This is a genomic window from Sulfuricurvum sp. (genome assembly GCF_031427015.1).
GTDB lineage: Bacteria > Campylobacterota > Campylobacteria > Campylobacterales > Sulfurimonadaceae > Sulfuricurvum.
The window spans coordinates 58,623-81,420 of sequence record NZ_JASJOW010000002.1; the positions used below are offsets into that span (position 1 = coordinate 58,623).

A 22,798-nucleotide genomic window follows, 5' to 3' on the forward strand; every position below is an offset into this window, starting at 1 on the left:
GTCGTTCAAAGAGGAAATTTCTGATAGGTAAAAGGGTTTTGTTTCTTGAGTAATTTACTATTAATTTGCTCTAGCAAGAACTCTATTGATTAAAACAGCCTATAATTACACTTTCATTTTTCAAAATATAGGGGGCGTTTATATGCCATTTTCACCTCAAAAGCGCGCGGGAACTTTAAACGGTATCCTTTTTGTTGCTATATTCGCCGCAGCCGCAACCATGATTGCCGATCTATCTTTTATTAAAAATCTAGGCATTTCACCGCTTGTCGTGGGGATCGTTCTGGGGATTTTTTATGCCAATACGCTTCATAATAAATTTCCTTCGGTATGGGAGAGCGGGATTACTTTCTCGGGTAAGAAAATTCTCCGATTCGCCATCGTCTTTTACGGTTTTCGTATTACTTTCCAACAGATTGCCGAAGTGGGAATGGAGGGATTTATGGTCTCTTTGATCATGCTCTTTACGACGTTTATCCTCGGTACTTATTTGGGGCAAAAAATATTTAAAATGGATCGCGACACCTCAATGCTTACCGCCTCCGGTGCAGCGGTGTGCGGTGCGGCAGCGGTTTTGGCAACCGAACCGGTACTAAAATCTGAAGAGCATAAAGCGGCGATCGCCGTATCTATGGTTGTTTTATTCGGAACGATCGCCATGTTTTTATACCCTGCTCTTTACAGTGCGGGAGTATTCGTCGGAATGGATGATAAAACTTTCGGTATTTTTGTCGGCGGAACGATTCATGAGGTTGCGCAAGTGGTTGCCGTCGGTGGAGCCTACGGTAAAGAGGCGGCCGATGCCGCGGTTATCGTTAAAATGACCCGCGTTATTATGATTGCGCCGATGTTGATCGTTTTAGGGATGTATTTATCTTATTTGGCAAACAAACATGGGACTACCGGAGGCGGGGTGAAATTGGTTATCCCGTGGTTTGCCGTTTATTTTATCGGTATGGCCGGGGTGAACTCGCTATTGCAACAGTACGGTGCACACCATGCGGGTGAGAGCATTGCTGTTTTGATTGCTTCGGCAGTTGAGAATATCAATCTCATCGATACTTTTTTACTCACGATGGCGATGACGGCTCTAGGGATGGGGACGCGTTTCGCGAAATTCAAAGGGTTGGGTATGGCTCCGCTTTATACGGCGGGTGCAATGTTCGCTTGGCTCCTCATCGGCGGATATTTTATTACTACATGGGTAGTGGCAACGTTCTGATTAGCGTTTTAAGAGAATCGGACTTCAACCTCTCTGCTTGAGAGGTATTTCATTCTCATGATTTTCTCATGTAGGATGCATAAGATGTCAACATAATATTTAAATTATGGGGTCACATCATGAAAGCACTTCCGCTTATCTCACTAGCACTCGTCTCTCTTTCACTCTATGGTACATCAATAGATTCCTCTGTCAACGTACCGACGCAAGAACATCTTAAATACACTTTTGGTAATCATAAAAATCATCCTGTGCAAAAACTCCAAGAACGTCAATATTTACGCTCACTTGCCCCTATGGACGAGATGCAAATTAAAAATAAGCTCTCTTCACAAGGCTATGTCATTAGTACTATCAAACTTCGTGATGTTGCTTCGGAATTAGTGTATCAAGTATATGCTACGGACACGAGTGCAAAATCGTTACGTCTTTCTGTTGATCCTACTAACGGTTCAATTTTGAAAACGGAACCGCTTCAATGAAATATGGATGGGGATACAGTTTCATTGTGATACCATTTTTGGGATATGGAATCAGTTTTAACGACCTTTCAGAACATGCTTACTCTGTTTCAGAGGAAATGATTCAGTCCAATGGACGCATTAATGCTATAGGTTTTGAAAAAGCTTCCGCCATGGCGTCTGAACCTATAAATATCGAAACATCGGCGCGAAAAATTCGTGCCGATGATAGTGCTGATAGCGGTAGAGAATATGGAGTTATGGTGGATTATTCGCTCAAAAATCCATTAGTTCGTTCGGCACAGGAACATGAATTTGAACTGTTAAAAAAAGGGATAGAGCATGAAATAGCCACCCAAAAGGGACAAATACAAATTAGTTTGAAGCGTAATTGGCTTTTGTACGAATTGGAACAAGAACGCGGTTCGATCCTTATCCAAAAACGCGATTTTTCCCATAAAGCTTACCTAACTGGGGAGAAAAAATTCAAAGCCGGACGATTGTCACAGATGGAATTGTTACGTCTGGAAAGCGAATATCGTACTACACTTCAAGAAGTAGCGGCAGCTCTCATGGAAGCTGAACACGCTCAATACCGTTTGAGAGAAGCGGCAATGATGAAGGATGAAATAATCATCGATGATATGGAGTTCACATTTATACAATCGAGCGCTTTAGATGATCGTCTCAGGGAAACTCCGTTGTTGAAATCACTGGATAACCGCCTTGAAGCGTTGGATGGAGCAATCGCAACGCTAAGACATTCAACCGTAGAATCAGTATCTATCGGGGTTGGAGTAACGCAAGAACCAACACAAAACAGTGTTGATTTTCGTCTCACGATTCCCTTGGCATTTGGTAGCAAAAATGAGAACAAAATTGCTGCTTTAATGAGTGAACGCAGTGCTTTAGTCCATTTGCGGGAAGTAAGTAAACAAAAGCTTCAACTTAGTGTCGCTGGATTAGTAGAGCACTTAGGCGAGCGTGAAGAGAGAATCAAAGTGTTACGTGAAAATGAAAAACAGTATGAGACTCTCTTTGCAATGGCACAAAAAGGGTATGAAGGGGGAGTAATGGGGCAGTTTGAATACTTAGCCACCAAAAATGCGTATTATGATGCACGTTTGCACACCCTTGAGTTGAAACAAAGCTACATTCAAGAGATGGCTGAAATCGAAGAAAAAATAGGGAGAATTTGGTAATGAAGCGAAGTTTACTACTGCTTATGGCAGCAACAGCAGTAATGGCGCAAATTACGATTAGCGAAGCACAAATGAAAAAAATGGGTGTTGTGGTTGAACCAGTACGAATGATACAGTCTGAAGCGATGGGACCTTTTATTGGAACGTTTGATTATAGTGACAAGGGAGCAAAAAATTATAGTTTAAGTTCTGAAGCCACTGTGTCTGAACTAATGAAACAAACGGGTGATAGTGTCAAAAAAGGGGAGGTAATTTGTACGATAGCTTCTTCTGAGCTACTTGCGAGCAGTTACGAACTCAACGACCTTAGGAATCGTCTAAAATTAGCTCAAGAATATGCACAAAAAGATCATGCTCTTTACAAAGACGGAGTAATATCATTGCGAGAATCACAAAAGAGTACTCTAGAAGTAATGAGCTTAAAATATAAAGTAGCTGAAATCGAGAACCGCTTTATCTTTTCAGGTGCAGATATTCGTCCAAAAAATGGAATGATGTTTACAATACGCTCGCGTCAAAATGGAATTTTGGCGCACGCTCCGCTCAAAGCCGGAGAAAAGATTGAACCTTTTGTTCCTTATCTAAAGACAGTCAGTGGAAATGCACTTAGTGCATACATTAAAATTCCACCTAAAATGATAGGAAGTATTCATAAAGGAGCATTGGTAACCGATAAAACAGGCTCACAAGCGGGGAAAATCATGGCAATATCCTCTGCTGTTGACGTGATGAACAATTCAGCTATCGCAATAGCCGTTTTACATTCAAACAATACTTATCGGGCGGGAACATCGGGAGAATTTTATATCGCTTCAACCCAAACAGACAAATGGATGTTATTGCCCCGATCTTCTGTTACAAAATATAAGAAAAATGATATCTGTTTTGTCAAAACAGCAGGCGGTTTTAAGGCTCAAGTAATTCAGGTTCAGAAAATTTACAAAGAACACATAGCTGTCAAACCGGAGGGCTTTAGCGTAACATCAGAAGTTGCAAGCGATGGAATCATTACTCTCAAAGGCGCATTAAGCGGACTGGGATTTGAATAATGCTTAATTCTATTATTGAATTTTCACTCAAACAACGACTCATTGTTATTCTCCTCTCTTTTGCGTTATTCGGGTATGGGGTTTACTCTTTTTATAAAATACCGATTGATGCGTTTCCTGATATTTCATCGACTCAGGTCAAAATCATTTTAAAAGCGCCGGGGATGACACCTGAAGAGGTTGAAAATCGTGTTGTTAAGCTACTTGAAGCCGAGTTATTAGGACTTGAAAATCAAAAGCTTCTTAAAAGTACTTCAAAATATGCCATTGCAGATATCACAATTGACTTTAATGATGGTACCGATATTTACCGTGCACGTGCACAGGTCTCTGAAAAACTTGCATCACTTTTGCCTACACTCCCTAAAGGGGTTAATGGTGGTATGGCACCTATTACTACGCCTTTAGGCGAAGCTTTTATGTTTACCATTGAAGGGAGTTTGAGTCAAAAAGAGAAACGTGAACTTCTTGATTTTGTTATTCGTCCAGTATTACGAGGAGCAAAGGGTGTTGCTGATGTAAATGCGCTTGGTGGTGAATCACGTGCCATCGTAGTTCAGCCCGATTATACGGCAATGCAAAATTTGGGGATACCGCTGAGCGTGCTTCAAGAGACATTGGAAAAAAATCTTAAGAACGACGGTGCGGGACGGGTCGATGCAAACGAAGAGAGCTATTTAGTTAAAGTTCAAAGTGGTGTTAAAGATGCGAGTGAAATTGCCAATATCACGATTCATTCCCATAACGGACCGATTCGTGTAGGTGATTTTTGTGAAGTCAGAGATGATTCGCGAACACGGCTGGGATTTGTGACGAAAGATGGTGTGGGTGAAGCAACGGAGGGGCTTATTCTAACGCTTAAAGGGGCAAATGCTCAAGAAACTATTACACAAATTAAAGAAAGACTTGAGCAACTAAAACCAATGCTTCCCTCAGGTGTAACTATTGTCCCTTTTTATGACCGTAGTAATTTGATCGAGAAGGCTGTAGGGACTGTCTCTAAAGCCTTGATTGAAGCTATCGTCTTAGTGATTATTCTTTTGATGGTATTTTTAGGTGATGTACGTGCAGCGATTGCCGTGAGTGTAATTTTGCCTTTTTCCATTGCAATTGCTTTTTTACTAATGAAATATTTTGGGTTAAGTGCAAATCTCATGAGTTTGGGAGGGTTGGCTATAGCCATTGGGATGTTGGTCGATTCAGCTGTCGTTGTCGTTGAAAATTCCTTTGCAAAACTGAGTGAGAATGATACGTCACTTCCAAAACTACATCAGGTTTATCGTGCTACCAAAGAAGTAAGTACCGCAGTTTTTAGCGGTATCTTGATTATTGCGGTTGTGTTTTTGCCGTTATTGACACTAGAAGGGCTGGAGGGAAAATTATTTGCACCGGTTGCAATGACCATTGTTTTTGCACTTTTCGGTTCACTTTTCCTCTCTTTAACACTCATTCCGGTTGTATGCTCTATAATTTTAAAAAGTACCCCGCATAAAGAGACTTTCATTGGGAGTTTTTTTACTCGTCTTTATGCACCAATGTTGAATTTTGCAATGACACGCACAAAAGTACTTTTTACTGGTGCTATTGTGTTTTTAATTCTGAGTTTTACATTATTTGCCTTTGTGGGGAAAAGCTTTATGCCGACTTTGGATGAAGGTGATATTATTTTAGGAATTGAAACCCCTCCTTCCATTTCACTTGAAAAATCCAAAGAACTTAATCTTGCAATACAACGTACTATATTAGAACATGTCCAAGAGATTCAAACAATTGTTGCAAGAACCGGTTCAGATGAACTCGGGCTTGACCCTATGGGATTAAATCAAACGGATACGTTTATTACTTTAAAACCCCAAGAAGAGTGGGAAGCTAAAAATAAAGAAGAAATAAAAAGCAAAATTAAAGAATCACTTAAAAATTTCCCTGGTATTAGTTTCAGTTTTACGCAACCGATTGAAATGAGGATATCCGAGATGTTAACGGGCTCTCGAGGTGATTTAGCTGTCAAGATTTATGGAAGTGATATTGATAAGCTGAACGAACTCAGTCAAAATATTGCGGATACTCTTGGTGAAATCAAAGGCTCATCTGAAGTGTTTACGACACTGAATGAAGGGGTAAATTATCTTAGTGTAAAGCCGAATCGAACGGAATCGGCCAGAACAGGTGTCGATACCGCTGAGCTTGAACTCTTTTTGAAAACAGCCTTGGAAGGAGTCACTATTGATGAGCTTTCAGTCGACAATACAAGAATTCCGGTATTAATGCGATTTGACAGTGAAGTTTCACAGGATATGGAACTTTTTAAATCTCTAGAAATTCCGCTAAGTGACGGTTTTTCGGTTCCTATCTCGAGTGTTGCGCAAATTGAAACGAGTGAAGGCGCTTTGAAAGTAGATCGTGAAAACGGACAAAGATACAGTACGATACGTGCCAATGTTGAAGGGCGTGATTTGGTTGGTTTCGTAGAAGAAGCCAAACAAAAAATCAATGTCAATATCAAACTTCCTCAAGGGTATAGTATTGTATACGGCGGACAATTTGAGAATCAGCAGCGTGCAGCCGCTAAGTTAATGACCGTTATTCCGATCAGTATAGGGGTCATTTTTCTAATTCTTTTCTTTACCTTCCGCTCTGTAAGTGCCACTGTACTTATTTTGCTTAATATTCCGTTTGCAGTAACGGGAGGTATTATCTCATTGTATTTTAGTGGAGAGTATCTTTCTGTTCCGGCATCCGTCGGATTTATCGCTCTTTTTGGAATTGCCGTACTTAACGGAGTTGTGATGGTCAGCTACTTCAATACACTTTTAGGAAATGGTTATTCGATTGATGATGCAGTTTCTGAAGGGGCGCGTAGACGGCTTCGACCAGTCCTTATGACGGCATTTATTGCCGCTTTAGGTCTTTTGCCATTGTTATTTGCCTCAGGCATTGGGAGTGAAATCCAAAAGCCACTGGCGATTGTTGTATTAGGAGGATTGGTGACATCCACTATTTTAACGCTTCTTATTTTGCCACCGGCCTTTAAAATGATCTATACTCGGGGGCAAAAATGAATTTGGATGGCATGGATATCTATTTTGAAATAAGTAATAAAGACATCTTAGTCGATTTTTTGTTGGCAGAGGGGTATAATGATTTTTATTATTTTCCCTGTAAACGCTATGGTGCAGGAGCATTTTTGGTCAGTGCACAGGAACAAGTGAGTGCTAGAGCAGAGTTTGGCATGTTTAGGCTCTTTTTAGAGCGAGAACAAGTGATAGTACTGGCGGAGTCAATAAAAAACCAACTTATGGGTAAAACGATTCGAATGTATACCTATGGGGTCAGCGAGCTGTAAGTGCGACTGTTAATCGCGGATGATGAACCGGAATTGCTTGAACTGTTAAAGCTTTCATTGAGCAATAATGAGTGGATAATTGATACGGTCTCAAACGTAGAAGAGGCCAAAAGCCATCTCGATGCGTATCACTATCAAGTGTTTTTGGTGGATCGAACATTTCATGGAAAAGATCGGGTACGGGAGCTAATACACTACGGTAAAAATAAAAATCCTCACATGGGTATTTTAGTTCTTAGTGCATTGGGAAGTATCGATGAAAAAGTGCAAGGACTCGAATATGGTGCTGACGATTATCTCGAAAAACCGTTCGATATCAAAGAATTACGTGCCCGTCTTATTGCTCTTGTACGCCGCTTTGCACCTAAGTTACTTCAACTGCACGGGTTTACTGTTAATACGACGAAAGAAACCATCTATAAAGAGGAGATAGAAGTCATCCTTTCCAAAAATGAACACGCCCTTTTATTTTATTTGCTGAATAGAGGTTCCGTTGCTTCACGTGATGAAATTATGGATGCACTTTATGACAATCCCCAAAATATTACCCCTAACGCAATCGATGAACTGGTTGCACGACTCCGTAAAAAACTTCATCCTTCAATAATAAAAACGATCAAAACACGAGGATATCTCATTGAATTTTAAATGGAGCCATTCACTAAAATTTAAAATCACCCTTATTTTTTCGATAGGGATTGCAATTGCATTCAGTGTCAATTGGGTTATCGCTATCAAAACAATTCACACGGAAAAAACAGAAGATGCCGAAAAAATACTTCAACATCTTCTCATTGAAAGCATTGATGAATATATCACTTCACCTTTGTTTCCTTCTAGTAATATGAGTTTCCTTTATACAATTCCCCATAATGAGATGATTCTATCTGACTCAGAAGTAAGTGGATTGAACTTTATTGTTTCTGTTAATCCGTATAGGACTCATGCAAAACAGATTGCAGCTTCTGTAAAACTCTCTAACGGGTATTATCTCAATGCCACTAGTGATCATCTTAAAATTGACAAGTCTACCCGTAAATATGGTGAAAAGTTACTCTTGCGTTATATTATTTCGTTGGTGAGCATTTTAATTATTGTGATTTTTATACTAGATTTTTATATGAAACCTTTGGTATTGTTAGCACTCAAAACTCGTGAATGGAAACGAGAAAATCCATTTGATTTAACTATTAATGATGCTTCATCTGAGATCAAAGAAGTCTCTGTAGCATTTGCAACATTGGTACGACGAATAGAAGGGTATCGGCTGAAAGAAACAGAATTGTTTAAAGAAGCAGCCCATGAGCTAAAAACTCCTTTAGCCCTGATGCAGTCTAGACTCGATGTGTATCAAAGCAATAATGACTATAGTAAAGATAAATTTGTGGATGATTTAGGTCATGATATCGAGCGGCTGACCAGTGAACTTAAAAATGTACTTTTTTTAGAGAGTTCGGATTTCGAAGAAGCGAGAAGGGTTGATATTGTTAACACATTTCAGATGCTAAAAACTAAAATGGAAATATTGATTCAACGCAAACAATTAACACTTCAATTGCCGAAGGACTCTTTTTCAGTTATAGCTCCTAAAAAACTTTTGCTTAAAGTTTTAAGTGCTCTGCTCGAAAATGCTATTACGTATGCACAAGAAAATACTACTGTAGAAATTGGTTGCGATCCGATAGGCCGAACAGTAATGATCATCAATACGATTGGCGCTGAAAAATACTTGTTCAGTTCAAAGATTGGAGAGAAGATGTTAAGACGGCTAAGTAACGAATTAGGGTTTAATTACACTATCCAAAGCAATGAGCAGCATTTTCGGATTGATTTAATTTTTAAAACAGATATTTAGTTGAGTACATTAGCGTTTCCGATAACTCAGCGCTTCTAGCAGATGGGCTTTGCCTATATCGCTTTCTCCTTCGATATCGGCAATCGTTCGAGCCACTTTGAGGACACGACTCACTGCCCGAAACGATAATCCGAATCTCCCTATCGCCTGATCGATAACGTGCTGTGTTTCAGGGGTCAAGGGGCAATAATGTGCGATTTCGGCATCGCTTAATGCTCCGTTTAACCGTTCTTGTCCCCGCATCTTTTGGCGTAAAAAGGCTTCTCTCACTTTTGCATGAAGCTGACGGGAACTGATACTCGGTTTATCTTCCGCACTGACGGCATGCATTTGGACATAGAGATCGATTCGATCCAAAAACGGATCAGAGAGGCGTGATTTGTAACGATTTATCTCCAAATCACTGCATCGGCACGCTATGGTAGTGCTGAATAAATTCCCGCAAGGGCAGGGGTTCATTGCCGCTACAAAAAGAAAATTGGCATTATAGGTGACTTTGGTATTCACCCTCGAGATCCGGATATGACGATCTTCTAACGGTTCTCTGAGTGCTTCGAGTACCGTTTTTGAAAAGTGGGGGAGCTCATCGAAAAAAAGTATCCCTCCGTGCGCCAATCCAACTTCCCCGATTTGTGCTTTATGAGTTCCGCCACCGAAGATACTCGCCCCCGTGCTGGAGTGGTGCGGGGAGCGAAAAGGGCGAAGCGGTGCAAATGACGGCTCTTTTCCCTCTAAAATTTCGAGTTTGGCACACTCGAGCATCTCATCATTATAAAGCGGCGGCATAATGTGAACTAAGCGTTTGGCTATCATCGATTTCCCCGATCCCGGAGAACCCTCAAGCAATAAATTATGCATTCCGGCAGCGGCAATCAATGCGGAGCGTTTGGCGTGCTCTTGCCCTTTTATATCGATAAAATCGAGGGGATAGTGTTCATGGTAATAGTAGCTTTTTTCGTTATGAATGATATGATTGAAATCAAACGTACTGAGATGTGCTTTCTCCTCAGGCAGTTTTTGAGCGCGTAAGAGCTCAAGTGCTTCGGAGAGAGAGTCTACGCCGTAAAAAGTGATATTAGGGATTTTAGAGAGCTTGGAGAGGCTTACATTAGGTACTATGGCACGAGAAATAGCCCCTTGATTGGCAAGTGAGAGGATAATCGGGTAGAGGAGAATATTTTCGGTGACGCTTCCATCCAACCCTAGCTCTCCGAATACATACCAATCGCCTATATCTCCCTCATAATTCCCCAGTGCGATCAGGGCGGCAATGGGCAGATCAAAATGGCTCCCCTCTTTGCGCAAATCACTCGGAGCAAGGTTAACGGTAAGCCGTTTGGGAGGAAACGTAAAGCCGTTACTTAAGAGGGCTGATTTAACACGCTCTTTGGATTCGGTGATGGCGGTATTGGCCATTCCGACGATGGTAAAGGCGGGTAGCCCTTTGGTCGCGGTGAATTGCACTTCGACCGATGCGGCATCGATCCCTTCAAAGGTAGCACAGAGTAACTGTTTCATAGGAATATCCAAAATATTATTTAACAGTTATAGTATCAAAATGATTTTAACAAGGGGTTAATATTGCAAACTGCAATATTAAAAAGAAGATTACTTTTTCTCTTTGAGTGCTTTTTTGTACTCTTTTTCGAATTTTTTACGACGGTTATAGGTAAGTTTTTCGATAAAAAGTTTACCTTCAAGATGGTCGATTTCATGTTGAATCGCAATCGCTAAGAGTTCATCAGCCTCAAGCATGCAGGCTTCACCGTGACGGTTTTGATAATGGAGGGTAAGCTTTTCATAGCGCTCTACATCTTCGTAAAATCCGGGTACGCTTAGACACCCCTCCTGATAGAGTACATTCCCTTGCGGAGCATGTATAACGGGATTCATGATTTCTAAAAGATTCTCTTGGGTTTGGTTTCCCTCATCATCCGGTATACAGAGTATTAGGGCGCGGATAGGATTGGCGACTTGAATTGCGGCGAGACCTATACCGTTGGAGGTGATCATCGTCTCGTACATATCGTCTAAAAAACGGTGGAGTAGCTCGTCGAAATTGACGACCTCTTTTGAACGTATCTTGAGCTGTTTATTCGGATAGGTAATAACTGGGAGAATCATAGGGATATTATTCGTCGTTTCCGTTGCAAACCATGTATCGAAGCTTAGGATTATTATCGGCAGCATCCATTGCGCTGAGGGTGCATACGAGGGTTTTTTCTACACTGAGCGTTGAGTTTAATTCAACAACGCCGATGGCGATTCGCAATTGAATCTCTTGTTCGGCAAGGAAAAAGTTACTGGAGGAGACAAGATCAAAGAGCCGTTCCGATGCCCGTTTTGCACTCTCAATATCGGTATGTTTTAATACCATAGCAAAAACACCCTCTCCGTAATGGGCGACGATATCACTCCGTCTTGAGGTTTTAAGCAACAATCTTGCGACGGTACGTGCCATAAGATGCTGTGCTTTTTCGCTTTGGATTTTTTCACCGGTTGATTTAGAGAGGCGAACGGTGATAAGAGAGCTTTTGTGTTTAAACTCATCGATGAGATGGCGTTCTTGCTCAAGTTTGGTGATAAGGAAACGTTTGTTGTAGACACCGAATTGGTTGTCGAAGATCGTTTCATTTTCAACTTGTTTGACAATGGTCGCCGTCTCATCATAGATCACTTTCATGTGCGTGACCTGTTTATTCAAAATTGAGCCTAATTTTCCGATGTCTGTTTCGAGGGAGGTGATGAGATCGTTAGCTCCGTTCATAGAAGGGATGTTTTTCATCTCCTCCTTCCGTTTCTCCAAAATTTTCTCCATTAAAGAGATATTTTTATAGAGTGTGGCACTTACTTGTAAGATACTTTTTACGGATGAGAACCCTTGTTTGAGGGTTTTTTCAAGCTCAATGCTGGTCTCATCGTGATTGTCCTCTTCAAGCTCCAAGATAGAGCCGATTTGACGGCGAAGACTCTCGCTTTTATCTTCGAGAATACGATCAAAATAGAGGGCAAAATTGTTGGGGGTAGGGGGAAGATTGTCTGAAATAAGGGCGCTAAGAACCTCTTTGGCAAAAATCTCAAGATCACTGGTGGGATCATTTAGTGAAGCGGCAGGGTTGAACATAGCCTCTTCATTACTTTTTTGGGAAGATTGTCGTTGAGCACGTTTGAGATCACTGAGAGCTGCCATGGGTTACCTCTTACTTCTCTTCTTTTTCTTTTTGAACCAATACTTCGTCAATGATACCATAAGTTACCGCTTCGGCGGCTGACATAAAGTTATCACGATCGGTATCTTTTTCGAGCTTTTTGACACTTTGGCCGCAGTTTTTAGCCAAAATTTCATTGAGCTCGGCTTTCATACGCAAAATTTCTTTTGCTTGAATCTCGATGTCGGTAGCCTGTCCTTGTGCTCCGCCGAGGGGTTGATGGATCATGATTCGAGCATGCGGGAGGGCATAGCGTTTCCCTTTTGCCCCTGAACTGAGCAAGAATGCACCCATAGATGCCGCTTGACCGATACAGATAGTGCAGACATCGGGGCGGATATAGTTCATCGTATCGTAAATTGCCATCCCGGAGGTGATAACACCGCCGGGAGAGTTGATATAGAAATAGATATCTTTAGCCGGATCTTCCGCTTCCAAAAACAAAAGCTGCGCTACGATAGAAGAGGCAACGGGATCGTTGACTTCGCCGCTGAGCATAATGATACGATCTTTTAGAAGACGTGAATAGATATCATACGATCTCTCACCGCGTCCCGTTTTTTCAATAACGTAAGGGATATAGCTCATCGTGATTACTTGATTTTATCGTTAAGTAATTTACTCAACACGCGATCTTCAATCATTGCCATTTGAATCGCAGGCAAGTAACCTGATTCTTGGTAATGTTTGTAGACGGCTGCAGGATCTTGACCCATTTGCATCGCTTCGTAGTAGATGGTTTGCATCAACTCTTGTTCGTTGACGATGATGTTTTCCGCTTTTGCCAATGCATCCACAATAAAGGTTGCTTTTACGGCGCGGCAAGCATCTTCACGGAAGGTTTCACGCATTGCTTTTACTTGTTCCGCATCATTACGGAGCTCTTCGAGTTGTGCTTCGCTCAAATCGCGGGCTTTTTTGTTGAGCGCCATATCCATCTCTTGCTCTACGATAAAGTCAGGAAGATCGATAGTGAAAGAAGTTACAAACGTTTCCATGAGATTCGGTTTGAGTTCATCGTTGTAGAGAACGCTCATCGCCTCACTTTCCAGTTGCTCTTTTACTTTTTCTTTGAGCATATCGACGCTGGCATCTTCGTAGCCCGGAAGCATTTTTTTAGCCAGTTCTTCATCGATGCTAACCGGTGCTTTTTCTTGGATCGCGTGGATTTTTACTTTAAATTCGGCAGGTTTTCCGGCAAGTTTTGCTCCGCCGTAGTTTTCAGGGAACGTTACCGCGATGGTTTTTTCATCCCCTTTTTTCATCCCGATTACTTGATCTTCAAATCCCGGGATAAATTGACCGCTTCCCAAACGAAGTGAAAAACCTTCCGCTTTTCCCCCCTCGAACGGTTCGCCGTCTACAAATCCTTCGAAATCAAGAAGCGCCGTATCGCCGCTTACTAACGCGCGATCTTCTTCAACATTCACCAAAGGGGCTTGTGCTGAGGCGAGTTCTTCGATACGTGCGGTGATAGCCGCGTCATCGATTGCGGGTTTAGCAACATCCGGAACCATTGCCGCGTAATCGCCAAGCTCGATTGCAGGACGGGTTGCGATAACCACTTCAACATCGATACCGTTATCGTTTTTCTCAAATTTAACGATTTGAGGTTCACCGATTAGGGTGTCTGCCGCGATTGCCATCTCTTTAAGACCGGCACTTAAAAGATCACGCAATGCTTGTGCTTCAGCATCTTGAACCAAACGGTCTCCGTATTGTTTTTTTACGGCGCTAAGAGGTACTTTCCCTTTACGGAAACCGGCAATTTTTGCCTCTTTAGAGAGCTGATTAGCGATTTTTTCGACGTTGGTATCGATCGTAGCACGGGTGATGGCTGCGTTGATTTTGGCATTAGCTGAGTCGATTTTTTTCGTGGTTATTTGCATTAAAATCCCTTTTGTGACATGTCTTAGTAGACTAAATGGTGGCAATAATATCCAAAAAGGGTTAATGCTACGCTGAATTAAAATAAAAGCAAAGACGTGATAGAGTAATAGCAATATTTAATACGGATGAGTGAGTATGGAATTGGATAACAGCGAACAATTTATAAAAGCGGTCAAAACGATGATTTCCCACGTCGGTGAAGATGTGGAACGGGAAGGATTGCTTAAAACTCCTGAGCGTGTTTTAAAGGCGTATGAGTTCATTTTCGGCGGGTACAAAGAAGACCCTCAATCCATTTTGAATTCGGCCATGTTTCAAAGCTCTAACGATGAGATGGTACTGATCAAAGATATCGAGTTTTATTCCACGTGCGAGCATCATCTTCTCCCGATTATCGGTCGAGCGCATGTCGCCTATATTCCTGATGGTAAAGTGGTGGGGCTCTCTAAAATCCCCCGTGTCGTCGATGTTTTTTCCCGTCGAATGCAGATTCAAGAACAGCTCACCGAACAGATTGCCGACGCATTGATGGAAGCGATCAGCCCAAAAGGGGTCGCGGTCGTTATCCAAGCGCGTCACATGTGTATGGAGATGCGCGGTGTAGAGAAAATCAGCTCGACAACCACGTCAAGCGCATTGCGAGGGCTATTCAAACGTGATGAAAAGACGCGGATGGAATTTTTTAGCCTGATTAACTCTTCAACCGGGAATCGTTACTAAATCATGCCGCTTAAAGCATTACGCAGTCGTTTGGGGGTTGAAAAGCTCACTACCGTATTCGGTACGGTGAGTAAAATTAGCCCTACCGTGATTATGGCCGAAGGGTTGCATGTCAGTATCGGCGATACCGTACTGATGGTTTCCGAGGTAAACGGCGCGGAGGCGCTGGGGATGGTGAGCGAAGTAGAGCGGAACCGCTTTTTTATCACCCCCTTTCGTTTTGTGGAAGGGTTTCGTGCCGGAGATAAAGTCTATCCGAATCAAAGCGGAATGATGATTGAAGTGGGTGAGGCATTGCTTGGACGGGTAGTCGATCCATTTATGAATCCCATTGACGGAAAAGGCCCTATTAGCGGTACCCATCTCGAATCGATCATAAAAGCACCGATTGCCGCGATGAAGCGGGGGATGATTGATGAGCCTTTCAGTGTCGGAGTCAAAACGATTGACGGATTACTCACCTGCGGAAAAGGGCAAAAACTCGGAATATTCGCAGGAAGCGGTGTCGGAAAATCGACGTTGATGGGGATGATTGTCCGCGGAGCGGATGCCCCGATTAAGGTGGTCGCTCTAATCGGTGAACGGGGACGTGAGGTTCCCGAATTTATCGAAAAATCGCTCGGCGGAAATCTCGAAAATACCGTCCTTGTCGTCGCTACCAGTGATGATTCTCCCCTGATGCGTAAATACGGGGCATTCAGTGCGATGAGTGTGGCGGAGTATTTTAAAGCTCAAGGGCACGACGTCCTTTTTATGATGGACTCGGTGACCCGTTTCGCAATGGCACAGAGGGAGATCGGACTTGCACTTGGAGAGCCGCCGACTTCAAAAGGGTATCCCCCTTCGTCGCTAACCCTGTTGCCTCAGCTGATGGAGCGTGCGGGGAAAGAGGAGGGGAACGGTTCGATTACCGCTTTTTTTACCGTTTTGGTCGAAGGGGATGATTTGAGCGATCCGATTGCCGATCAGTCCCGCTCGATTCTCGATGGGCATATCGTCCTCTCCCGCGAATTGACCGATTTCGGGATTTATCCTCCGATCCATATCCTAAACTCTGCATCACGGGTGATGAATGACATTATTACCCCTGAGCATCTTACGGCAGTGAGACGGTTCCGCCGCCTTTATACGCTGCTCAAAGAGAATGAGATGTTGATTCGTATCGGCGCGTATGTACGAGGAAGTGATAAAGAGTTGGATGAAGCGATCGCGAAAAAAGAGAAAATGGAATCCTTTCTCTCTCAAGAGGCGATGAGTATCTCCGGCTATCAAGAATCGATTGATCAAATGGTCGAGTTGATGGCTTAAAAAGTCGATTGTTCGAAGCGTTTGCCGTGTATAAGGGTATCGCGATAAAGGCGAAGCGCATGGATGAGATTAAGTAACAATAATCCAAACATTCCCCCCCCTACAATCGCACCGACAAGAAGCGATTCGAGACAAAATACCCCTCCAATCATTGTGACGGAAGTAATAGCAAAAAGGGCAAATACCCCTTTTGCACGCGTCGCGGGAATAATATTGGACATAATCGGAGTATCCATATACCCTGCGGAACTCAGATGAAACCAGACTAAAAAGGGGACGATTTTTCCCATCATCCCTAGAATGACGGCCAAGGCAAAGAGGGCGAATGCAATGAGTGCGACACTTTGCAACGCGTCATAACCGCTGCCTATAAACGCGCCGTAGGTAAGAATTGCCAAAGACAACAATGCCATCCCTGATTGCCAAAACCAAATACTCACGTCACTAACACGCCGTTTGCGCTGATTTAGCCGTTTTAAGGTGGTGAAAATAAATCCGAACAATAACGCCCCCATAATCAGGTCGAAGATCCAACTATAAGGGAGGTGCGTAAAAATCCAAAGCACTTTAAGCAGCAAGGAAGCCGCGATAATTCGGAAAGCATTGCGTTTGCACCATAGGCTGTAAGGGGTGGTAACGTAAAACATCTCAATAACTTGAAAAGCTACGGCGATGATTAATGCGGCAATCCACCCTATCAATCCAAACGAATAGTGTGAGGTACGAACGGCCTCATGTACAGAACTGAATGCGCTGTTCGCGTATTCGCTTGCCATAACAATACCTAAAACAGCCGTGAGTGCAAGAGCAATAAGGGCTAGACGCATTCCCCTCAGAGTATCATGGCTAATACCGCCGAAAAGCAAAGGGAGAATGAGATTGGCACAATAGAGAATCGAAGCACCTAAAAAGATTGAAGCGATGATAAACAGCTCAGGAGTGGAAAAGATAAACGCTCCGCAAAGGGACAAGATACCGATAACTAAAAACAGATGGATTAAAAACGCATTTCCGAGTGCCGAGGGGATAGGACGTCCTCCCAAAACGCTTTGCATCTGAAACAGCGCACCGAACATACTCATCGTGATAACCCCTAAAAACATCAGATGAATCGATGCAAGAGAGATCGGATGGGTAGGGATTAAAACTTCATGGGGATTAAAAAAAATTATTAACGAGAGGAGTATTCCGAATACGGGTACCGTGATAAAAAAACGGATAACCACCGATAGAGGAGGCGCTTGATCCAAAGAGAGTCCGTTAAACATAAGGGTGCTCCAGTTTCACGTTTTGACTTCGCGTGATGTAAATATGCCAGAGATTTTCATCTTCCCTAATACTCAGGTACCGACCGCCGTTTTTGGAAATGATTTCAAACAGCGGGAGCGGTTCACGTCGGTGAATCATATGGATTACCTCATCCTCTGAGAGGTTTTTGAAGCGCTCAACCGCCATCTCAAGCGGCAGAGGGTGATCAAATTCCCGAGTATCGAGGAGAATCATTTTACCATATCCTTCAGGGTCTGAATCATCAACTCAGCGTCATCACCTAACGCTCTATCGATCATCGGATAGAGCATTTGTTCCTCTTTCATGTTGTGTTGCTGGAGCATGATCATCATCGATTCGCCGATACCGAAAAAATCGTCGGTACGATTTTCACTCAAAGCTAAACGCATCGATTCGAGGAGACTTCGGAGCTGTTGATGCTCATAACGCATCATTTGCGTCGGCCCTCCCATCATCCCCGTCCGTTTTTCAAACGTAATAAAGAGCTCACGCTCTTCCATATCAAAATGGTGATTGGTAGCTTGATAAAAGATATCGAAAAGTTCTTTCGCTTCTTCTGTTTTTTTTGCCGCTAACGCATTTTCAGCATCCGTATAAAAATGGTCGCATGCACGATGATCGTCTCGCATAAATTCTAAAATCATGGCAGTTCCTTTGGTTTTTTAAATGTGACAGTATAAAAAGTTCAAAGGGGATATTTCTTGACCAAAATCAAGATTTATCTCTTTTTCGGCAGGTTATGGGGGAGAAAATCGCGAAAGTCTTTGATATAGATGGCATTAATCCCCTGACCCAACTCATGAATATCGGCATCCAATCTCAGCCATCGGTTGAGTGAGTATTGGATAAGGACGCTAGAGACGGTATCGTTTTTATACAGAACTCTCAAATCTTTGTTCAACCGAGCCCCCACCTCAAACCCCATCCCCCCCTCTGCGGTGGTGAGAATGTTCATAGTATCGATTTGAAGTTTGGTTGCTCCGCTAATCAGCCCTTTTAGCCCCGCACCCAGCATAAAATTGGTAGCATCGGCACGTACGGTTGAGGTAGAACTGTCTCCTCCCGAGGTGGTGTTTGCAGGAGAGCCGAAGAGGATATAGCTCATGATGTCGTTTTGGCTCATGACCGGATCGGAACTAAAGAGGAAAATCGGGGAATCGAGCGTATGGGTGACGTAGATGAGAATCTTTTTATAGTCGACTTCATGTCCGATGGTGAGATTGAGATAAGGGTTGATGGGGACATCGCCGCCGAAATAGATCTCTGAGGGCTTGATCGTAAACGCTTTTCCTGCCGTTGTCGCACTGCCTGAGGGGATAGTGACCATCCCCAAAATCTCCATCGCCTCGGTAGGCTCTTTCCAGAGCGTGATATCGGGAATAAGCTGTAGGCTAAGCTCTTTGGTTTTAAAACGGATCGGTTCACTGGCGGTAATGCGGAGGTTCACGGAGAGTTTTGCGTTGCTTGGCGGACGAACGTCTTGGATGATGATAATGTCATCGTCCATGACTTTGAACTCTTGAAGCGGCAGGTAGGTGATCGTCGCGTCAAGAATATTTAACACACCTCTAAGGTATTGGTTTGCCTCGGCATCACGCTCGAAAGTAATATCGGCAGAGGCATGGGCATCCCCTTCGGGCCCTTTATAACTAAAACGATCCGAACGCAGCCTCAGCGAAGTACGAAGATCGGGGGCAATAATTCCGCTGAGGTGGAGAGTGTCAAATATCCACCACTCATCGATGATAAGCTCTCCCTCAGAGCTTAGATGGAGGTAAGAGGTTTTATCGGTTGTAATGATATGATCGGCGATTTCAAAACGGTAGTTCGCTACGGTAATGTTCCCATCACGATACTCCATGCTCATAGCGCCGTCCGTTCCCCCATATGCCCGTTTTGAATCGAGAACGGCGGCGTACCACGGAATTTTGATATCACTTTTAACCCTCAGAGTACTGTCCAGAGTGATATGGGTTTTGGCACGAATTTCGCCATCGTAGTATTCCCCCGCGTGCAACTCCATCGGATGTACTTTCGAGAGGGTGGCAAATGCGGAGGGGATCAGGGTTTCGATATCGAAACTGTTTTGGGTTGTTCCGAGGGAACCGGTTATGTCAAAAAAGGCACCGAGATAGTTGCCTGATGCGGTAACTTTAGTACCCGAAATAAGAGCGGAAAGGGAGAGTGAATCTCCTGAAAGATGAAGATGCGTGGCATTATGCTCATCATCCAATGAGAGGTTAAGATGCTCCGGCGGTTTATGTGCCCAGTTTTTCCACATCGCCGCATCGCTCGGGAGGGTAAGATTTCCATCCAGTGAGTGGTGTCCGTTTCGGGTAGAAAACGATCCGTTAAAGAGGGCATGGCTATGTGCGGCATTAACTTTTCCGTTGAGGGTATCCGTGCTAAGGAGATAGTCCCCTTCTCCGTTGAAACGGAGCGGCGAGGAACGGAGCGTCTTAGGGAGCGTTTTAACGAAGGCCAAATTTTGGTGGTTGCTTTGGAGTTTCCAGCTAAAATGGTCGTAATCACGGCTTGAGAGGTTGAGTATAGTTCCATCGAGCGTGAGGGTACCGATAATTCCATCGGCATCATCGGTGAATTTCCCGTGCAGTCGGTTGGCAGGCAGCGGCTGTGATGCGTTTATAAAGCCGTCAAATTCGGTGGTTGTTTTGCCGCTGAGATCATAACGAAGATGATGTTTACTCTGCATGGAATCGTTCCCGCGTATCAGCTGATAGAGGGCATTGATATCGAAATAACCGTTTTCATAGGAATAGCGAAAATCGAGGCTAATCCCTTTGGCGTGGAGGGCAGGGTCTTGTTTGGAGTCCAACTCGGTGATAACGGTATGCAAGAGTGCTTTTTCATCGGAAAGCTCATTTATTTTTACCCGTACTACTCGCGGAAGGGTTGTGAAACGTCCGCTGTAAGGGGCAAGTTCGGCAGCGTTGGGATAGATATCGCTTATCCCCGTCAGGGCATTATTGTGCAGGGTTCCGTGAATGGAACCGCTGGCATAACGGGATTTTAGGGTTGCGTTCAACGAAGTGAAGCTCAGGTCATCTCCATCGTAGGTTCCGTTTTTTCCATAGATATCGAGTTCAATCGGATAAGAACTGATAAGCTGAAGGTTTGTGATCGTAACTTCACGAAGTTTGAAAGTGGGAAACGGCCAGATGGAGTCCTCTTCGCTTAGAAAATCATCCAGATGGAGGCGTAAACCGTCGATTTTTACCGAATCGATCGTATGCTCCCCCTCCAACATTTTAACAAGGTTGTATTTGAGGATGAACGTTTTTGTTTCCGTATTCTCAGTGCGGAGGTTATGGAGGGTAAATCCTTCGAGTAATGACCCTTCCGCATGGGAATAGTGAATCCCGAGCGGTTTTAAAAAGTAGGCATTGACGATGTGTAAACCATCGGGACGAAAGGCGATGTAGAGTATTGCCGAGAAGATGAGGACGGCGCTGTAGAGGAGAAAATGGGCGGTTACGAAGAGGTGTTTAAACCATTTGCGCCACGGGAGAGAAAGCCATCGTTTCAAAACAGCTCTCCTATCCGAAAATGGATGGCGTATTGCCCCATATCTTCGGGATCAAATCCTACGTCAAGGGCGACCGGACCGACGGGAGTGACATAACGAAGCCCCATCCCTACCCCTAAATAGCCGTCATTTGCATAATCGGGAAACGTCTCTTGCGAAGCGAAAGTGAGATCGGTGAATAAGACCCCCCGAAATTCTTGATAGATCGGAAAACGGTATTCTAGCGATCCCTCTGTGAGAGAGGAAAAACCGATAGGGTCACCGCTGCTGTTTTTAGGCCCCAAATCACGATAGGTATAGGCACGGTTGGAGTTCATCCCCCCTGCATAGAAATGGTACGAAGAGGGGAGTTCTCCGTTGTATAATCGGAGGGTTCCCCATTTGAGTTTCGCCCCGAAGACATGTTCGTCGATACTGGTGATGTACGCTCCGGAGAGGAGGCTTTTAAAATAGGTGGCGTCTGAAACAACAACCGATTGAAGTGATCCGCTCAATTTAGCATTAAGCCAATACCCTCTGGTCGGTTCCAGCGGTTTGTCACGGGTATCAAAGTTGATCTCTCCCAGCGGTGAAGTGATGAAGAGTTTGGAGTTGGGAAAAGTGGCAGGATCTTTTGATTCATAGGTATTGACCTCATCGAATAATATACCGACCATCGCAGAAGCGGGGGTATCTTGGTATTTTGCGGTTAATTTCTCGTAAATACTTTCGGTTTTATACCCATCATATATTTCGTTACTGTAGCCGATCTCTCCCCCTAATGTTCCGCGATTGCGCAGAGGGAGGGCAATGTTTCCCGAGGCCTCTTGTTTAATCTCAGAATAGCGGGCATCAAGAGAGAGGGTTTTGAGATCACCGAAAAAATTGCGGTGCTTGAGTCCTGTTTGTGCCGCGAAACCTTGATCGCTGCTGTACCCCAAACCGGCGCTAAATCGGATCGGACGCTCCGCCTCTTCGATACTGAGGCTGATCGGAACCACACTGCCGTTGCGTTCATTGTCGTTAATAACAACACGCGTAATCCCCTCTTGGGCGTAAAGAGCCTCATAACTTAAACGGATCGATTCGACGCTGTAGGGATCTCCTTCGTTAAATTTGAGCATCGATGCCGTCAATTGACCGTTGATATTCGGGGTGGATTCGGCACTGATCGCTCCAAAGGTACACGGCTCTCCCGGAGTAGCCTCAAAGAGGAGATAGGCACGGTCGGTTTCGATATCGACCCATGCTTTGGTGTTGAACTGGGCATTGCAATAACCCGCATCCCCGTAACGTTTCTTAATCGCCGATTTGGATTCGGAAAAGGCTTCCTGATCAAAAAGTGCGTCCATTTTGAGTGAAATAACCGGCTCGATATCTAGCAAGCTGTTGATTTTAATATCTCCGATACGGATCGGATTGTTTTCTTGGATTTTAAAAACAACCGCCTCTTCGGTTGCTTCGGAGGTGACACGGGCATGGTAAAAACCTTTGGAACGATAAAAGCTGGTGAGAGCCGAAACACTTTGGGAGATCGCGATGGGTTCGATGGCGGGTTGATCTTCCCACACTTCGATTCCGTAGGGTTTTCGTAGCCCTAATACGCCGTAGAGTTGATCGGACGAGATTTTTTCATTGCCGCTGAAAGAGATCGGAAGAGGTGCACTTAAAAGCGTTGCGACGATGAATACTATCCCTACCGCAAACCGCATGTGCCCCCCTT

20 protein-coding genes are annotated in these 22,798 nt (G+C 43.8%); 10 read left to right on the plus strand and 10 right to left on the minus strand.

Going from position 1 to position 22,798, the window contains the following annotated elements; genetic code table 11:
• The first annotated feature begins 142 nt into the window (after positions 1-142).
• From RMO68_RS02610 to RMO68_RS02645, 8 genes are all read left to right on the plus strand, one after another.
• Entirely contained in the window at positions 143-1,222 is a 1,080-nt protein-coding gene (locus RMO68_RS02610) for a YeiH family protein (protein ID WP_310439161.1), read from the plus strand.
• Positions 1,223-1,341: 119 nt separating this feature from the next.
• Entirely contained in the window at positions 1,342-1,704 is a 363-nt protein-coding gene (locus RMO68_RS02615; protein ID WP_310439162.1) for a PepSY domain-containing protein, read from the plus strand.
• A gap of 26 nt (positions 1,705-1,730) precedes the next feature.
• Positions 1,731-2,885, plus strand: a complete 1,155-nt coding sequence (locus tag RMO68_RS02620; protein ID WP_310439163.1) for a TolC family protein — start codon at positions 1,731-1,733, stop codon at positions 2,883-2,885.
• Positions 2,886-2,908: 23 nt separating this feature from the next.
• Positions 2,909-3,934 (plus strand): hypothetical protein, encoded by a 1,026-nt coding sequence (locus RMO68_RS02625; RefSeq protein ID WP_310439165.1) that lies wholly within the window; start codon positions 2,909-2,911, stop codon positions 3,932-3,934.
• Complete coding sequence (locus RMO68_RS02630; RefSeq protein WP_310439166.1) at positions 3,934-6,993, plus strand: efflux RND transporter permease subunit; 3,060 nt, start codon at positions 3,934-3,936, stop codon at positions 6,991-6,993. The genes RMO68_RS02625 and RMO68_RS02630 overlap by 1 nt, the downstream gene beginning before the upstream one ends.
• Positions 6,990-7,277 (plus strand): DUF3240 family protein, encoded by a 288-nt coding sequence (locus RMO68_RS02635; protein ID WP_310439167.1) that lies wholly within the window; start codon positions 6,990-6,992, stop codon positions 7,275-7,277. The genes RMO68_RS02630 and RMO68_RS02635 overlap by 4 nt, the downstream gene beginning before the upstream one ends.
• Complete coding sequence (locus tag RMO68_RS02640; protein ID WP_310439168.1) at positions 7,278-7,925, plus strand: response regulator transcription factor; 648 nt, start codon at positions 7,278-7,280, stop codon at positions 7,923-7,925.
• Positions 7,915-9,132 carry a hypothetical protein gene (locus RMO68_RS02645; protein WP_310439169.1) on the plus strand — a complete coding sequence of 406 codons (1,218 nt, stop codon included), beginning with the start codon at positions 7,915-7,917 and terminating at the stop codon, positions 9,130-9,132. Before RMO68_RS02640 ends, RMO68_RS02645 begins: the two co-directional genes overlap by 11 nt.
• A 9-nt stretch (positions 9,133-9,141) precedes the next feature.
• Here RMO68_RS02645 and RMO68_RS02650 read toward each other — a convergent pair whose 3' ends face one another.
• From RMO68_RS02650 to tig, 5 genes are all read right to left on the minus strand, one after another.
• On the minus strand, positions 9,142-10,650 hold the full coding sequence (locus tag RMO68_RS02650; protein WP_310439170.1) for a YifB family Mg chelatase-like AAA ATPase: 1,509 nt from the start codon (positions 10,648-10,650) through the stop codon (positions 9,142-9,144).
• A gap of 90 nt (positions 10,651-10,740) precedes the next feature.
• The gene (gene def, locus RMO68_RS02655) at positions 10,741-11,256 is read right to left on the minus strand and encodes a peptide deformylase (RefSeq protein WP_310439171.1); all 516 of its coding nucleotides are present in this window, start codon (positions 11,254-11,256) and stop codon (positions 10,741-10,743) included.
• 7 nt (positions 11,257-11,263) lie between these two features.
• Positions 11,264-12,322 (minus strand): diguanylate cyclase, encoded by a 1,059-nt coding sequence (locus tag RMO68_RS02660; protein WP_310439172.1) that lies wholly within the window; start codon positions 12,320-12,322, stop codon positions 11,264-11,266.
• A 10-nt stretch (positions 12,323-12,332) separates the two neighbouring features.
• Positions 12,333-12,929 carry an ATP-dependent Clp endopeptidase proteolytic subunit ClpP gene (clpP, locus tag RMO68_RS02665; RefSeq protein ID WP_310439173.1) on the minus strand — a complete coding sequence of 199 codons (597 nt, stop codon included), beginning with the start codon at positions 12,927-12,929 and terminating at the stop codon, positions 12,333-12,335.
• A gap of 5 nt (positions 12,930-12,934) precedes the next feature.
• Entirely contained in the window at positions 12,935-14,230 is a 1,296-nt protein-coding gene (tig, locus tag RMO68_RS02670; RefSeq protein ID WP_310439174.1) for a trigger factor, read from the minus strand.
• 136 nt (positions 14,231-14,366) lie between these two features.
• On the opposite strand from tig, the gene folE reads away from it, so the two are divergent.
• Both folE and fliI read left to right on the plus strand, forming a co-directional pair.
• The gene (gene folE / locus RMO68_RS02675; protein ID WP_310439175.1) at positions 14,367-14,951 is read left to right on the plus strand and encodes a GTP cyclohydrolase I FolE; all 585 of its coding nucleotides are present in this window, start codon (positions 14,367-14,369) and stop codon (positions 14,949-14,951) included.
• Positions 14,952-14,954: 3 nt separating this feature from the next.
• The gene (fliI, locus tag RMO68_RS02680) at positions 14,955-16,259 is read left to right on the plus strand and encodes a flagellar protein export ATPase FliI (protein ID WP_310439176.1); all 1,305 of its coding nucleotides are present in this window, start codon (positions 14,955-14,957) and stop codon (positions 16,257-16,259) included.
• Here fliI and RMO68_RS02685 read toward each other — a convergent pair.
• The 5 genes from RMO68_RS02685 to RMO68_RS02705 form a co-directional block, all read right to left on the minus strand.
• Positions 16,256-17,527: a hypothetical protein gene (locus RMO68_RS02685; protein WP_310439177.1), complete on the minus strand. Its 1,272-nt coding sequence runs from the start codon at positions 17,525-17,527 to the stop codon at positions 16,256-16,258. The genes fliI and RMO68_RS02685 overlap by 4 nt on opposite strands.
• A complete protein-coding gene (locus RMO68_RS02690) occupies positions 17,520-17,762 on the minus strand; it encodes a DUF2249 domain-containing protein (protein WP_310439178.1) in 243 nt (80 codons plus the stop codon). Before RMO68_RS02690 ends, RMO68_RS02685 begins: the two co-directional genes overlap by 8 nt.
• Complete coding sequence (locus RMO68_RS02695; RefSeq protein WP_310439179.1) at positions 17,759-18,193, minus strand: hemerythrin domain-containing protein; 435 nt, start codon at positions 18,191-18,193, stop codon at positions 17,759-17,761. Before RMO68_RS02695 ends, RMO68_RS02690 begins: the two co-directional genes overlap by 4 nt.
• Before the next feature lie 74 nt (positions 18,194-18,267).
• A complete protein-coding gene (locus RMO68_RS02700; protein WP_310439180.1) occupies positions 18,268-21,096 on the minus strand; it encodes a translocation/assembly module TamB domain-containing protein in 2,829 nt (942 codons plus the stop codon).
• Positions 21,093-22,787, minus strand: coding sequence for an autotransporter assembly complex protein TamA (locus tag RMO68_RS02705; protein ID WP_310439181.1), 1,695 nt, complete (start codon positions 22,785-22,787; stop codon positions 21,093-21,095). The genes RMO68_RS02700 and RMO68_RS02705 overlap by 4 nt, the downstream gene beginning before the upstream one ends.
• Positions 22,788-22,798 lie beyond the last annotated feature (11 nt).

What these genes read in the sequence shown, in the direction of transcription:
- folE (WP_310439175.1), top strand. Translation starts at nt 14,367, where the DNA reads ATGGAATTGGATAACAGCGAACAATTTATAAAAGCGGTCAAAACGATG.
- def (WP_310439171.1), bottom strand. Translation starts at nt 11,256, where the DNA reads ATGATTCTCCCAGTTATTACCTATCCGAATAAACAGCTCAAGATACGT.
- tig (WP_310439174.1), bottom strand. Translation starts at nt 14,230, where the DNA reads ATGCAAATAACCACGAAAAAAATCGACTCAGCTAATGCCAAAATCAAC.
- RMO68_RS02635 (WP_310439167.1), top strand. Translation starts at nt 6,990, where the DNA reads ATGAATTTGGATGGCATGGATATCTATTTTGAAATAAGTAATAAAGAC.
- RMO68_RS02625 (WP_310439165.1), top strand. Translation starts at nt 2,909, where the DNA reads ATGGCAGCAACAGCAGTAATGGCGCAAATTACGATTAGCGAAGCACAA.
- RMO68_RS02690 (WP_310439178.1), bottom strand. Translation starts at nt 17,762, where the DNA reads ATGATTCTCCTCGATACTCGGGAATTTGATCACCCTCTGCCGCTTGAG.
- RMO68_RS02630 (WP_310439166.1), top strand. Translation starts at nt 3,934, where the DNA reads ATGCTTAATTCTATTATTGAATTTTCACTCAAACAACGACTCATTGTT.
- RMO68_RS02610 (WP_310439161.1), top strand. Translation starts at nt 143, where the DNA reads ATGCCATTTTCACCTCAAAAGCGCGCGGGAACTTTAAACGGTATCCTT.
- RMO68_RS02705 (WP_310439181.1), bottom strand. Translation starts at nt 22,787, where the DNA reads ATGCGGTTTGCGGTAGGGATAGTATTCATCGTCGCAACGCTTTTAAGT.
- RMO68_RS02660 (WP_310439172.1), bottom strand. Translation starts at nt 12,322, where the DNA reads ATGGCAGCTCTCAGTGATCTCAAACGTGCTCAACGACAATCTTCCCAA.
- fliI (WP_310439176.1), top strand. Translation starts at nt 14,955, where the DNA reads ATGCCGCTTAAAGCATTACGCAGTCGTTTGGGGGTTGAAAAGCTCACT.
- RMO68_RS02695 (WP_310439179.1), bottom strand. Translation starts at nt 18,193, where the DNA reads ATGATTTTAGAATTTATGCGAGACGATCATCGTGCATGCGACCATTTT.
- clpP (WP_310439173.1), bottom strand. Translation starts at nt 12,929, where the DNA reads ATGAGCTATATCCCTTACGTTATTGAAAAAACGGGACGCGGTGAGAGA.
- RMO68_RS02650 (WP_310439170.1), bottom strand. Translation starts at nt 10,650, where the DNA reads ATGAAACAGTTACTCTGTGCTACCTTTGAAGGGATCGATGCCGCATCG.
- RMO68_RS02615 (WP_310439162.1), top strand. Translation starts at nt 1,342, where the DNA reads ATGAAAGCACTTCCGCTTATCTCACTAGCACTCGTCTCTCTTTCACTC.
- RMO68_RS02685 (WP_310439177.1), bottom strand. Translation starts at nt 17,527, where the DNA reads ATGTTTAACGGACTCTCTTTGGATCAAGCGCCTCCTCTATCGGTGGTT.